This is a genomic window from Streptomyces sp. NPDC051907 (assembly GCF_040681075.1).
GTDB lineage: Bacteria > Actinomycetota > Actinomycetes > Streptomycetales > Streptomycetaceae > Streptomyces.
In genome coordinates, this window is the sequence record NZ_JBFAYB010000142.1 from 1 (window position 1) to 13576 (window position 13576).

A 13576-nucleotide genomic window follows, 5' to 3' on the forward strand; every position below is an offset into this window, starting at 1 on the left:
TCTCGAAGCGGCGCGGCTCGCCCGTCGCCGGATCGGCGAACTCCAGGACCTTCGCCAGGAGCTGGAGCGGGCGGGAGTAGTCGTCGGCGCGCCGCGCGGGGGGGCGCCGCGACAGCGGGGGGGGCCCGGGGGGGCGCCCCCCCCCCGCCCCGCGAACACGGCTTATCCGTACGTCAGTTGACGCCGCAGGCCGGTTGGCACCCCGTGCCGCGGCCCGTCAGAGCAGCTGCCGCGGACGGTAGACGGTCAGCGCCTCGGGGGCCTTGTCCAGCGTCAACTCGCTGGGGGCCTCGGACACTTCGCCGTCGTACGCCAGCGGGGTCCCCGGAGTGAGCCCGCGGATGGTCAGGCGCGGCATCGGCTGCGACGCGTGCACGGGCGAGCGGCTCAGCGGCCCCGCCGCGGCCGCCGCCAGCAGCCGCAGGCCCGGCCAGCGGCCGCCATGGACGATCCGTACGTCGAGGAGCCCGTCGGCGAGATCCTGGCGGTGGCCAGGCGTCGGACCCATCCGCTGGTAGACGCCGTTCCCGGCGAACAGCAGCCACATCGGACGGTGTCGTCCATGGACGTCCGCCTCCAGCGGGTGCTCTCCGCGCAGCACCCTCGCCGCGGCGAGCACGCCGGCCGGCCAGCCGCCGATCCGCGGCGACCAGCGCTCACGGATCCGTACGAGCTCCGGGTAGACGCCCAGGCTGAAGGTGTTGAGGAAGTAGCCGTGCCCTTCGCCCGCCGGACCCGGGGTGAATCTGCCCAGGTCGACGCGGACGGCCTCGCCGCCGGCCAGCGCCCGGCAGGTGTCCTCGACGTCCTCGATGCCCAGGTCGTAGGCGAAGTGGTTGAGCGTCCCGCCGGGGAAGACGGCCAGCGGCACGCCGTGGGCGGTGGCGACGAGGGCGGCGCGGTTGATCGTGCCGTCGCCGCCGAGGATGCCCAGGACCCGGCAGCGGCTCGCCGCCTTCTCCAGCTCCGCCGCCAGCTCCTCGGGCGCGCACTGCACGATCTCCGCGAGCGGCAGCGTCTCGGCCACCTGCCCGGCGGAGTCCGCCGAGCCCGCCTGCTCGTTGACGACGACCACCAGTCCCTCGCCGTCGGGCAGGGCGGGGGCATGGGTCCGGGGGCGGCCCGGCGGCGGCAGCTGCGACCGGGTCGGGACCACGCCGCGTACCGCGAAGGCCGCGCCGACGCCCAGCGCCGCGCCCACGAGCACGTCGCTCGGATAGTGCGCGCCGGTATAGACACGCGAGAACGCCACGGACGCGGCCAGCGGCGCGATGACCGCGCCCCAGGACTTCGACTCCAGGGCGACCCCGGTCGCGAACGCGGCGGCCGAGGCGGAGTGCCCGGACGGGAAGGACGTGGTGAACGGCTGGCGCTTGAGCTGCCGCATCACCGGAATGGCGTCCAGCAGCGGCCGCGACCTGCGCACCGACCGCTTGCCGACGGTGTTGATGAGGGCGGAGGCGACGGCGAGCGACGCCACCCCTCGAACGGCCGCCCGGCGCGAGCGGGCGCCGCGCCCCACCACCGCCATGCCGGCCGCCGCGCCGAACCAGAGCAGGCCGTGGTTGGCGCTATGGCTCAGCCGTGGCAGCACCGGCTCGGCGCCGGGCCACTTCACGGCGGCGACGCCGTGCAGCAGCTGCCGGTCCCAGCCGGTGAGCCGGGCGGCGACCCGCCGCCGGAGGGACTGATTGAGGTGTGCGTGTCCGTCTGACATGCCACGCGGGTACCCACAAGACGCGCCGTCCACGCAGGACGGAGAGCGGATGGGCGCAGGACTGGGCGCCGGCGCAGGCGCTTGAGCAGGGCGGGGTCCGGTGCGGAGGGGGTGCGGCAGGGTCGCGGCCGGGACGCCGCCGGGCGCCGTCGGGTGCTTGCGCACACGACCGACGAGCATCCGGTCCGAGGCCGACGGGCGGCTGGCGGTGTGTGCCTGGCGGTCCGCGTTCGACGGGCGGCCGGTCCGAGGCCTGCGTCCGGCGGTCTGTGCCTGGGGGTCCGCGTTCGACGGGCGGCCGGTCCGAGGCCTGCGTCCGGCGGTCTGTGCCCGACGGTCCGCGCCCGGCGGTCTGTCCCTGGCGGCCTGCGTTCGACGAGCAGCCGTTCCGCGGTCCGCGTTCGACGGGAGGCCCGCGCCGGGCGGCCTGCGTCCGGTGGTCTGCGCCCCCGGTCCGCGGTCGACGAGCGGGCCGGTCCGAGGTCCGCGCCCGGCGGTCTGCGCCCCCTCGACCCGCGCCCCCGCCCCGCGCCCCGCAGTCCGCGCCCGCGCCCCCACCCCGCCGGAATCCGGCACCCCGCCCCTCCAGGGTCGAAAGCCAGCCACCGCGGATCGCCGCGCGTGCCGTCGTTACGGGGCGCGTGGCCCCCCGCGGCGGCGAGTGCAGGCCATACCTCGCTCAGCGCCCGTGCCAGAGGTGCCCCGGCCCCCGTCGCCCGCCTAGGATCACCGGCATGGTCGCCTCCATACCCAACTGCGCGCCTCTGGCTGCCGGTTCGCGCCGCGCGCTGCCGTGTCCTTGTTGACGCCGGCGACCGTTCCCGCACACATCCCTTCGCGCGCCCGAATCCTCGACCGTTCCCGCGCCCGTTCCCGTGCCCGTTTCCGTGAACGTCTCACGACCGTCGTCTCGACACCTTCCTCCGAGGAGACCCGCGTTGTCCCCTGCCCTGGACCGCCGTGACCTGCTGAAGCTGCTCGCCGCCGCGCCCGTGGCCGCCCAGTTCGCCGCCGCCCCGCCCGTTGCTGCCGCCGCCGGGCACGGCATCCTCAAGCCGCTGCCGTCCGATGTGTTCACCATCCGCGGCACCAACGCCGAGACCAACGTCGCCGCACTGCGCGACACCGGCCTGCACACGCCCGAAGACCACTTCTTCGTCCGCAACCACACCTCGACGCCCGTCCTGGACGAGTCCGAGTGGAAGCTGACTGTGTGGGGCAGCGGACTGCGCGGACGGCCGGTGGAGTTCAGCTATGGACAGCTCCGGTCCCTGCCGGCCGTCACCCGCACCGCCGTCGTCGAGTGCGCCGGCAACGGGCGCAACTTCTACGCCACCCAGCAGGGCCAGCCCGTCGCCGGCACCCCCTGGACGCTCGGCGCGATCGGTGCGGCCAGCTGGCGCGGAGTCCGGCTGCGCGACGTGCTGCGCCGCGCGGGCATCGACCCGTCCGCCGTCCATGTGATGCCGCGCGGGCTGGACGACCCGTACGTCAGCGGCGGCGTCGACTACGGCAGGGTGCGCCGCCCGCTGCCTGCCGCCAAGGCGCTGGACGACGTGCTCCTCGCGTACGAGATGAACGGCGAGCCCCTCCCGTACGACCACGGCTTCCCGGTGCGGGTCGTCGTCCCCGGCTGGATCGGCATCGCGTCGATCAAGTGGCTCGGCGACATCCAGGTGAGCGCGACCCCCCTGTCGTCGCCGTGGACCACCGAGTTCTACCGCCTCTTCGGCGATGCCTACCCGGCGGGCGGCAGCGACCCCATCGGCCCCCAGACGGTCAAGAGCGCCCTGGAGCTGCCGCTGGGCGCGAGGCTTGAGGCGGGGACCGTGCACCGGCTGACCGGTCGCGCCTGGTCGGCGAAGGCGCCCGTCAGCCATGTCGAGATCAGCACCGACGGGGGCGCGCACTGGCGGCGCGCCCGGCTGCGGGACACCCCGTGCCGAGACGGCTGGGTCCGCTGGAGCGCCGACTGGCGGCCCCGCGCCGCCGGGCCGGCCGAGGTGCTCTCGCGGACCACCGACCGGGCCGGGAACACCCAGCCCGAGCGGTCCGTCCACAACACCCAGGGCTATCTCTTCGACGCCGTCGTCCGCCACCCGGTCACCGTCACCTGAGCGGCCGGGCGGCTCTCCCGCGTGGGAGGGCCGTGCGCTCTCCCGCCCGGCGAGATGGGCCAAACCTCCGTATAAAGGGCTCGTGGGCCGGGCAGAGGTTCCGGGATGCGAGCAGCGGAGGTGACGGCATGGCGCGGACGCCTCCGGAAGGCCGCGGCCCCGTCCGCTACGGTCCGCCCGCCCCCGAGCCCGGACTGCCCGTGCTGCCCGAGCTCGCGGACGTCCTCGCGGCCGCCGCGGGGCACGCCGTCGGCGAGGTGATCGGCGGCGGACCGGGGCTGCGCGAGGCCGCCTGCGGCTACTGGCAGCGGCGCGGCCTGCGCAGCAGCCCCCACGACGTGGTCGCCGCCCCCGGCGCGCAGCCGCTGCTGTTCGCGCTGATCGGGGCGTACGACGGGGACGTGCTGATGCCCCGCCCCTGCCCGGCCTCCTGGACGCCGCAGGCGCGCCTGCTCGGCAAGCCCGCCTACCATGTGCCGACTCCGGCGGAGTGCGGCGGCGTGCCCGATCCGTACGCCCTGCTGGAGACCGTGCGACGGGTGCGCGCCGAGGGCGGCATGCCCCGGCTGCTGCTGCTCTCCGTCGCCGACGACCCGACCGCCACCGTCGCGCCGCCCGAGACCCTGCGGGAGGCGTGCGAGGCGGCGGTGGGCGAGGGCCTGCACATCGTCAGCGACGAGACCTGGCGCGACACCCTCCACCGGCCGCACGACACCGTGCTGCTCAGCCCCGCCGAGATGTGCCCCACCGATGTGACCGTCTTCAGCGACCTCTCGGGCTCGCTCACGCCCGCCTCCTGGCCGGTCGCCGTCGCCCGCTTCCCGCCGACCGAGCAGGGCGCCGCCCGCCGGGCCAGGACCCTCGACTTCCTCACCGCTCTCGGAGCGCAGGTGGCCGGCCCCGTCGCCGCGGCCGCCGCCCACGCGCTCGGCGAGCCCGAGCACGTGCGGACGAGGTCCGAGCGGGCCGCCGCACTGCACGCGCGCGTGGCCGCCGCGGCCCACCGCGCGGTGCTCACCTCCGGCGCGCTCGCCAGGCCCCCGCAGGCGGGCCGGCATCTGTACGCGGACCTCGGCCCGCTCCGCGCCCGCCTCGCCGAACGAGGGGTGAGCGACTCCATGGAGCTCGAGGACTATCTGACCGCCCGCCTGGGCGCCCCGGCGCCCGGCGGACACCGGTTCGGGGACGAGCTGGGCGCGCTGCGCGTACGGCTCGCCACCGGCCCGCTGCTGGGCTCGACTCCCCAGGAGCGGCTGGAGTCGCTCGCCTCGCCCACACCCCTGGAACTGCCGCATGTGGCGGGCGCGTTGACGATTCTCGCCACGGCCTTCGACGAACTGCGTTGACCTTCGACCAACCGTGTTGACCTTCGACGAACCGCGTTGAACGGAGCCCCGGATGACGGAGTGGACGTCGCAACAGACCGAAGAGTCTGAACAGACGGAAGAATCCGAACGACAGACGGACCAGACGGAGCAGCCAGAGCAGACGGAAAAGCCAGAGCAGGCAGGGCGGCCAGAGCAGACGGAACAGCCAGGGCAGACGAGCCGGCCAGAGCAGACGGGGCAGCCAAGACAGCCGGGGCAGCCCGACCTCGCCCCGTACGCGTCCCCGCTGGAGACCGCTCAGCACCCGCTCCCCAAGGCCCCCACCCGCCCCCTCGACGAGATCCGCCGCTGGCCCAGATCCTTCGCCGACCGTCTGACGGCCCCGCTCCCCGGCGTACGCGCCATGGCCCGCCTCGCCAAGGAGGGCGCCTTCCGCCCCGGGGCCGACGGGCTCGGGGACATCCCCCTGCTGCCGTTCGAGCCCGGGCCGCTGCCCGCCGTGGACAGCACGACCGTCGCCGTGACCTGGGCCGGGCACGCCAGTTGGGTGGTGGGCATCGGCGGGCTGACCGTGCTGACCGACCCCGTCTGGTCCCGCCGGATCCTCGGCACCCCCGCCCGCCTCACCCCCGTCGGGGTGCGCTGGGAGGACCTGCCGCGCGTCGACGCCGTGGTCGTCAGCCACAACCACTTCGACCACCTGGACGCGCCGACCCTCAAGAGGCTCCCGCGGCACACCCCGTGCTTCGTCCCGGCCGGCCTCGGCCGCTGGTTCCGCCGCAGGAGATTCACCCGGGTGACCGAGCTGGACTGGTGGGAGGGCGCGGAGCTGGACGGCGTCCGCTTCGACTTCGTGCCGGCCCATCACTGGTCCAAGAGGACCCTCGTCGACACCTGCCGCTCGCTGTGGGGCGGCTGGGTGCTCACCGACGCGCTGGAGCAGTCCGTGTACTTCGCGGGCGACACCGGGTACGGCCACTGGTTCAAGGAGATCGGCCGCCGCCACCCGGACCTGGACGTGGCGCTGCTGCCGATCGGCGCGTACGAGCCGCGCTGGTGGCTCAGCGATGTGCACACCGACCCGGAGGAGGCGGTACGGGCCTTCGAGGACCTCGGCGCGCGCAACATGGCCCCGATGCACTGGGCGGCGTTCGTGCTCTCCGCGGAGCCGGTGCTGGAGCCGCTCACCCGGGTCCGCGCGGCCTTCGAGCGCACGGGCCGCCCGCGCGAGCAGCTGTGGGACCTCCCGGTCGGCGGCTCACGCCTCCTGCCGGCGTGAGCGCCGCACCCGGCGCCACAGCGCCGGGGCGGCGCTGACCGCCAGCGCCAGCGCGACCGCCGCGAGGACGCCCTGCCACGGCTCGGGGAAGAGCGAGCCGCCCAGAATCCCGATCAGCTGGTACGTCGCCGCCCACGCCAGGCACGCCAGGGCGTCCCCGCGGACGAAGGTGCGCAGCGGCATCTCGGCGAGCAGACAGGCCACCATCACCGGGATCCGCCCGGCCGGCATCAGCCGGGAGAGCACCAGCACCGCGACGCCGTGCTCGGCCAGCCTGGTCTGCGCCTGCTCCAGCCGGTCGGGCGCGGCGCGCTCCCGCAGCGCCGCCAGCCAGCGGGAGCCGTTCTTGGAGCGGGTGCCGCGCCGGCCGAGCCAGTACAGCGTCACATCGCCCAGGAACGCGGCGAGGGAGGAGACCAGGAAGACCAGCAGCAGCGACAGCGGCGAGGTCTGGTGGAAGGCCACCACGGCGGCCGAGCTCACCACCGCCCCCGTCGGCAGCACCGGCACCAGGGAGCCCAGCGCCACCAGCAGGAACAGCGAGGGATAGCCCACGGCGTGCTGCGTCGACTCCGGCGGCAGCCGGCGCATCATCTCCGACAGCTGCCCCAGGGCATCGGGGACCGCGCTCACCGGGATCCCTCCGGTCTGACCCGCTCGCCGTGGCCGAGCCGGTGCACCGCCACCTTCGGGGCGAGCCGGGCGGCGAGCCGTACGAACTCGTCGCCCGGCGCGTAGAACTCATGCGGCCGGATCCCGTCCATCCCGATCGGCCAGTACGTGCCGTAGTGCACCGGCACCGCGGCGCGCGGCGCGAGCGACGCCAGCGCCTGCGCCGCCCGGCCCGCGTCCAGGTGCCCGTGCCCGAGGTAGGGACCCCAGCCGCCGACCGGCAGCAGCGCCACGTCGACCGGGCCGACCTCGTCCGCCATCGACGCGAACAGACCGGTGTCCCCGGCGAAGTACGTCCGCGCCTGACCGCTGACCACATAGCCGAGCGCGGGCGCGCGGTGCGGCCCCAGCGGCAGCCGCCGTCCGTCGTGCAGCGCGGGCACCGCCCGCACCCGCAGGTCCCGCACCCGCACCTCGTCGCCGGGCGCGACCTCGGTGACCCGCAGACCGCCCGGCCCCGTCAGCCGCCGCAGCCCCGGCACGGCGCGGGTGGCGCCGCGCGGCACCAGCAGCCGGGTGCCGGGCGCGAGCCTGGACAGCGAGGGCAGATGGAGATGGTCGGAGTGCAGATGGGAGACGAGGACGGCCTCGGCGACCGCGGCCTCGGCCGGCGGCAGCTCGCCGCGCCGCCGGCGCAGATGCGCGAGCCGGCGCACGAACAGCGGGTCCGTCAGCACCCGCACGCCGGAGTCCTCGATCGTGCAGGTCGCATGACCCCACCAGGTGACTTCCACCGGCACGCAGTGCCTCCTTCGTCCCGCCCCCGGACCGCTTCGCTGGCCTTCCGCTGCCCTTCCCCTCCGAGCGTAGATGCCCAGTAAGGTCGGCTGCGACGACCAGCGGACGGCCAGAGCGGGGAGACGGTCCATGGACGGCTTACGAGCGGAGGAGGCGCGGGCGGCGGCCATCGCCAGCCTGACGCCCCTCGAGGAACTCGACCGCGACCCCTTCCTGGTGGACACCCGCAGCCAGCACGAGATGTGCGAGCGCTGGGCCGCCGACAAGGGGTACGTCGTCACCCGGCAGCTCCTGTTCTACGGCATGCGCGCCGACCACGGCGCGCTGTGGGCCGACGTCGAGGCCGACCGGGTCGACCTGTTCGTCGCGCCGAACGAACGGGTCCTGGCACGGGCGTTGGCCTCGGCGGCGGACTTCTACGCCGAGTGCGAGCGCAGGGGAGTGCGGCTGGAGACCGCGGGACTGCGGGAGCCGGCGTACGACGCGGCCAGGAAGGCGGACGTCCACCGCAGGCTCTCGATGCCGACCGCGGGATACAACGGCTGCTGACCTCCCCGCGGCGCGCGCCCTTGTGCCCCCGGCGCTCCAGTGGCCCGCCCTCGCGCCTGTGCCACGCTGGATATCTGATCCCAAGGACGAGGTGAGGGCGGCGTGGGCGAAGGGCGATGGCGTACGGCAGGCAGCGCCCTGCTGCGCGTGATCGTCGTGTGGCTGGTCTCCACCCTCACGATGCTGACGCTGGCCGGACTGCTGCCCGACTTCCAGCTCCAGTCCGACGACGGGGACAGCATCACCAGGAACGCCCTGACCGCCGCGTGGGGCGCGGGCGCGTTCGGCCTGCTCAGCGCCCTGGTCTGGCCGGTCCTCGTACGGGCCCTGCTGCTCGTGCCCGCCCTGGTGCTCGGGCTGCTGGTCTTCTTCCTCAACGGCTCGCTGCTGCTGATCGCCCTCTGGCTGATCCCCGACGGGCGCGGGGCGGCCGACCCGCAGACCGCGGTCGTCGTGGCCGCCGTGATGTCCGCCGTCGCCTCGACGACCTCTACCGCGCTCGCCGTCCGCGACGACGACGCCTATAGGCGCCGGCTGTACCGGCTCGCCCACCGCCGCCGGCGCCGACGCGGCGAGGCGAACGGCCGCTCGGACACCCCGGGCACCGTCTTCCTCCAGCTCGACGGCGTCGGGCACGCGGTGCTGCGGCGCGCGGTCGACGACGGGCTGATGCCCACCGTCGCCTCCTGGATCGGCGCGACCCACCGGCTCACCCCCTGGCGCACCGACTGGTCCAGCCAGACCGGCGCGAGCCAGCTCGGCATCCTGCACGGCTCCACCCACGACGTGCCCGCCTTCCGCTGGTACGAGAAGGACACCGGCCGGGTCATGGTCAGCAACCGGCCCGCCGGCGCCGCCGAGCTCCAGCGGCGCGCCGTCGAGCGCACCGGCGACGGCGGACTGCTCACCCTCGACGGCGCCAGCCGCGGCAACCTCTTCAGCGGCGGCGCGGACCAGCTGGCGCTTGTCCTGTCCATGGCCGCGCGACGCGGCCCGGCGAACCGCTCCCGGGCCGGCTACTTCGCGTACTTCTCGGACCCCGCCAACGCCGTGCGCACCGCCCTCTCCTTCGTCGCCGAGGCCGTCCGCGAGATCGCCCAGTCGACGCGGGCGCGGCTGCGCGGAGACAGGCCCAGGGTCGGGCGGGGCGGGCTCTACCCGTTCATCAGGGCGTTCGCGACCGTCGTCGAGAGGGACGTGGTGGTCGCCGCGGTGATCGGGGACATGCTCGCAGGACGTACCGCCGTCTACGCCGACCTCGTCGCGTACGACGAGGTGGCGCACCACTCCGGGCCGCACAGCCGGGACGCGGACAAGGTCCTCGAACGCCTCGACCGGTCCGTCGCGCTGATCGCCAAGGTCGCCGAACACGCGCCCCGCGCCTACCGGATCGTCCTCCTGTCCGACCACGGCCAGAGCCCGGGGGAGACCTTCGAGGGCGCGTACGGACTGACCCTCAGGGATCTCGTGCGCGCCGGATGCGGGCTGCCGCTGCCACGCAGGGCGCGCCGCTCCAAGAGCGGCGCGGAGGCCCGCGACGCGGCCGGAGACGCCCTGCGCAGCGCGCTGCACCGGCCGCCGGGCGAGGGCCCCGAGGAGCGCCCGGCCGCGCGCGGCTCCGAGCCGATCGTGCTCGCCTCGGGGAACCTCGCGCTGATCTCCTTCCCCGACGCCCCCGAGCGGCTGTCCCGCGAGCAGATAGAGCGCCGCCACCCCGGGCTGCTGCGCACCCTCGCCAACCATCCCGGCATCGGCTTCCTGCTGGTGCGCAGCGAGGAGCACGGCTCGGTGGTGCTGGGCGCCCGCGGCCTTCAGACGCCTCTCGCGCGGCTCCACGACGACGGTCCGCTCGCCGCGTTCGGACCGGGCGCCGCCGACGCCGTACGCCGGGCCGACTCCTTCCCGCACATCGCCGACATCATGGTCAACTCCATGCACGACCCGCGCACGGGCGAGGTGCACGCCTTCGAGGAGCAGATCGGCTCGCACGGCGGGCTCGGCGGAGAGCAGTCGCGGCCCTTCCTGCTCTCGCCGCTCGGGCTGACCCCGCCGGTCGAGCCGGACGGCGAGCTGGTCGGCGCGGAGCAGGTGCACCTGGTGTTCCGGCGCTGGCTGCGCGAGGGCGCGGGGCCGCAGGTCCCGATCGGGGACCGGGGCCACGGCAGGACGGACGCCCAGCCGGTCAACGGCTCGCGTCGGGAAGCCGGTCTGCCGGTTCGGGCAGCCGGCCGCGACCTTGAGGTTTCCCGGCCGGAACGGGCAGCGGAAGAAGATCTTCCGGTCTCTGGGCGTGCTCTGCCGGACAAAAGCGGGTGATTTGGAGGCGCGTCCTGAGTCACTGACCATGGTCGGGTTTGTGACGGAGAAAGGCGCACCATCCCATGACAACTCAAGACGAACAGAGCAGGCATGCCCGGCGGTTCGGACTGCCGGTGGCCACCGCTCTGGTCATGGGCAACATCATCGGCGGAGGCATCTTCCTGCTGCCCGCCTCCGTCGCTCCGTACGGCACGATCAGCCTGGTCGCCTTCGGCGTGCTGACCGCGGGCGCCATAGCGCTCGCGCTCGTCTTCGGCCGGCTCGCCCGCAGGCACCCGAAGACCGGCGGGCCCTACGTCTACGCACGCGAGGCGTTCGGCGACTTCGCCGGCTTCCTCGCCGCATGGTCGTACTGGATCACCACCTGGGTCTCCAACGCGGCGCTCGCCGTCGCCGCCGTCGGCTATCTCGACGTGCTGATACCCGTCCACGGCTCGACGGCGGCCACCATAGCCGCCGCGCTGGCGCTCCAGTGGCTGCCCGCCCTCGCCAACCTGGCCGGCACCCGCTACGTCGGCGCGGTCCAACTCGTCGCCACCGTGCTCAAGTTCGCGCCCCTGCTGCTGGTCGCCGTCGGCGGGCTCTTCTTCTTCGACGCCGACAACCTCGGGCCGTTCCAGGCGAGCGACGACAGCGCCCTCGGCGCGATATCCGCGTCCGCCGCGATCCTGCTCTTCAGCTACCTCGGCGTGGAGTCGGCCGCGGTGAGCGCCGGCGAGGTCCGCGACCCCGAGCGCAACGTCGGCCGCGCCACCGTCCTCGGCGCCTGTGGCGCCGCCGTGGTCTACCTGCTCGGCACGCTCGCCGTCTTCGGCGCCGTCCCCCACGACGAGCTGGTCGGCTCCACCGCCCCCTTCACCGCCGCGGTCGACGCCATGTTCGGCGGGACCTGGGGCGGCTCCGCCGTCGCCTGCGCGGCCCTCGTGTCCATGGTCGGCGCGCTCAACGGCTGGACGCTGCTCAGCGCCCAGAGCCCCTACGCCGCCGCCCAGGACGGGCTGTTCCCCAAGGCGTTCGCCGTCAAGCGCCGGGGCGTGCCGACCGTCGGCGTCCTCGTCACCGTCGTCCTGGCCTCGCTGCTGACCGTCTACAACTACACGGCCGGCTCGACGGGCGTCTTCGAGATCCTGGTCCTGGTCACCACCTTCACCGCCACCGTGCCCTACCTCCTGGCGTCGGCCGCGCAGATCTACTTCCTGCTCTCCGGCCAGTCCCACCGGGTCGACCGCGGCCGCCTCGTGCGCGACTCGGTGCTCGCCGCCGTCGCCTTCGCCTTCTCGATGTGGCTGGTCGCCGGCTCCGGCTACGCGGCGGTCTACCAGGGCGTGCTCTTCCTCTTCGCCGGAGTCCTGGTGTACGCCTGGATGTCCGCCCGCAAGACCAAGGCGGCCTGAGAACAGGGAGCGTGTGCGGTGCGTGCTGTGGTCTTCGAGGAGTTCGGGAAGCCGCTCGAGGTACGGGAGGTCCCCGACCCCGTCGCCTCCCGCGACGGCGCCGTGATCCGGGTCGAGGCGACCGGCCTGTGCCGCAGCGACTGGCACGGCTGGATGGGCCACGACCCCGATGTCGCCGTGCCGCACGTCCCCGGCCACGAGCTGGCCGGCGTGATCGAGTCCGTGGGCGAGGACGTGCGCGGCCATCGGCCCGGCGACCGGGTCACCGTGCCCTTCATCTGCGCCTGCGGCCGCTGCGCCGCCTGCGCCCGAGGAGCCCAGCAGGTCTGCGAGCGCCAGGAGCAGCCGGGCTTCACCCACTGGGGCTCGTTCGCCGAGTACGTCCCCGTGCACCACGCCGACGTGAATCTGGTGGCGCTGCCCGACGCGATGCCGTTCGCCACTGCGGCGAGCCTGGGCTGCCGCTTCGCCACCGCCTTCCGCGCGGTCGTCGGCCAGGGCAGGGCGAGGGCGGGCGAGTGGGTCGCCGTGCACGGCTGCGGCGGAGTGGGCCTGTCCGCCGTGATGATCGCCGCCGCGTGCGGCGCCAGGGTCGTCGCCGTCGACGTCTCGCCCGGCGCGCTGGAGCTGGCCCGGTCCTTCGGCGCGGAGGTGTGCCTGGACGCCTCCGGCGCGGCCGGCGGCGTCGCCGAGGCGGTGCGCGAGGCGACGGGCGGCGGCGCGCACCTCTCGCTGGACGCCCTCGGCTCGCCCACGACCTGTGTGAACTCGCTCGACAGCCTCCGCCGCCAAGGCCGCCATGTGCAGGTCGGACTGCTGCCCCAGGGCGTCCAGCTGCCGATGGGCCGGCTGGTCGCGCTGGAGCTGGAGATCCTCGGCAGCCACGGCATGGCCGCGCACGCCTACCCCGAGATGATGGCGATGGTCGCCTCCGGCGCGCTGCGGCCCGATCGGCTGGTGACCGCGGAGATCGGCCTCGACGACGTGCCCGCCGCGCTGGCCGCGCTGGGCGACGCGTCCGGAGCCGGCGTCACCGTGATCGCTCCACAGCGGCGGTGAGCACCGGGCGGTCCCGGGCGGTGAGAACGGCGTAATCCGCCGTCCCCCGGGAGGGCGGATCTCGCGAGCGAGGGGCGGCAGCGCGGTTGTACCTGGGCACATCTGGCATGTCCAGGAGGTAGCGCCCCATGAGCCAGCCCGCACCCGTCACGGCGCTCCACGCGGCGGCCCGCGCCGCCGCGCGCCGGGCCGTGCCGGTCGCCCTGCTGGTGCTGCTGGCGCTGCTCGCCCTCCCGGTGACCTCCGCCGTGGCCACGACGGCCCAGGCCCGGATGCCCGCCTCCGCCCCCGCCGAACCTCTCGGCGAGAGCTGCCCGGAGGAGCTCCTCGGCGACCCGACGGCCGTCGGCCGCGCGGGCAGGGCCGCCCAGCGCGGCCTCGACCGCGGCCGGCCCCTCGCGGCC

At 74.9% G+C, this 13576-nt stretch carries 10 protein-coding genes and 1 pseudogene; 8 read left to right on the plus strand and 3 right to left on the minus strand.

The window, feature by feature from the left end; genetic code table 11:
• Positions 1–217: 217 nt before the first annotated feature.
• The gene (locus AB0M39_RS38740; protein WP_365372905.1) at positions 218–1717 is read right to left on the minus strand and encodes a phosphatase PAP2 family protein; all 1500 of its coding nucleotides are present in this window, start codon (positions 1715–1717) and stop codon (positions 218–220) included.
• A gap of 938 nt (positions 1718–2655) precedes the next feature.
• On the opposite strand from AB0M39_RS38740, the gene AB0M39_RS38745 reads away from it, so the two are divergent.
• The 3 genes from AB0M39_RS38745 to AB0M39_RS38755 all read left to right on the plus strand — a co-directional run bounded on the left by AB0M39_RS38745 (position 2656) and on the right by AB0M39_RS38755 (position 6441).
• Positions 2656–3834: a sulfite oxidase gene (locus AB0M39_RS38745; RefSeq protein ID WP_365372907.1), complete on the plus strand. Its 1179-nt coding sequence runs from the start codon at positions 2656–2658 to the stop codon at positions 3832–3834.
• A gap of 128 nt (positions 3835–3962) precedes the next feature.
• Positions 3963–5180, plus strand: coding sequence for an aminotransferase class I/II-fold pyridoxal phosphate-dependent enzyme (locus AB0M39_RS38750; protein ID WP_365372910.1), 1218 nt, complete (start codon positions 3963–3965; stop codon positions 5178–5180).
• Positions 5181–5232: 52 nt separating this feature from the next.
• Positions 5233–6441: an MBL fold metallo-hydrolase gene (locus tag AB0M39_RS38755; RefSeq protein WP_365372913.1), complete on the plus strand. Its 1209-nt coding sequence runs from the start codon at positions 5233–5235 to the stop codon at positions 6439–6441.
• On the opposite strand, the gene AB0M39_RS38760 is transcribed toward AB0M39_RS38755, so the two are convergent.
• Positions 6421–7035, minus strand: a complete 615-nt coding sequence (locus AB0M39_RS38760; RefSeq protein WP_365372928.1) for a VTT domain-containing protein — start codon at positions 7033–7035, stop codon at positions 6421–6423. The two genes, AB0M39_RS38755 and AB0M39_RS38760, sit on opposite strands and share 21 nt — an antisense overlap.
• Before the next feature lie 35 nt (positions 7036–7070).
• Positions 7071–7853: an MBL fold metallo-hydrolase gene (locus AB0M39_RS38765; protein ID WP_365372916.1), complete on the minus strand. Its 783-nt coding sequence runs from the start codon at positions 7851–7853 to the stop codon at positions 7071–7073.
• A 127-nt stretch (positions 7854–7980) separates the two neighbouring features.
• On the opposite strand from AB0M39_RS38765, the gene AB0M39_RS38770 reads away from it, so the two are divergent.
• The 5 genes and pseudogenes from AB0M39_RS38770 to AB0M39_RS38790 all read left to right on the plus strand — a co-directional run.
• Complete coding sequence (locus tag AB0M39_RS38770) at positions 7981–8400, plus strand: hypothetical protein (protein WP_365372919.1); 420 nt, start codon at positions 7981–7983, stop codon at positions 8398–8400.
• 102 nt (positions 8401–8502) lie between these two features.
• Positions 8503–10716 carry a phage holin family protein gene (locus AB0M39_RS38775; RefSeq protein ID WP_365372921.1) on the plus strand — a complete coding sequence of 738 codons (2214 nt, stop codon included), beginning with the start codon at positions 8503–8505 and terminating at the stop codon, positions 10714–10716.
• A gap of 65 nt (positions 10717–10781) precedes the next feature.
• Positions 10782–12113, plus strand: a complete 1332-nt coding sequence (locus AB0M39_RS38780; RefSeq protein ID WP_365372923.1) for an amino acid permease — start codon at positions 10782–10784, stop codon at positions 12111–12113.
• Between the two features lie 18 nt (positions 12114–12131).
• Positions 12132–13172, plus strand: a complete 1041-nt coding sequence (locus AB0M39_RS38785) for a zinc-dependent alcohol dehydrogenase family protein (protein ID WP_365372926.1) — start codon at positions 12132–12134, stop codon at positions 13170–13172.
• Positions 13173–13300: 128 nt separating this feature from the next.
• Positions 13301–13576: pseudogene (locus AB0M39_RS38790) on the plus strand (hypothetical protein); the annotation flags it as partial.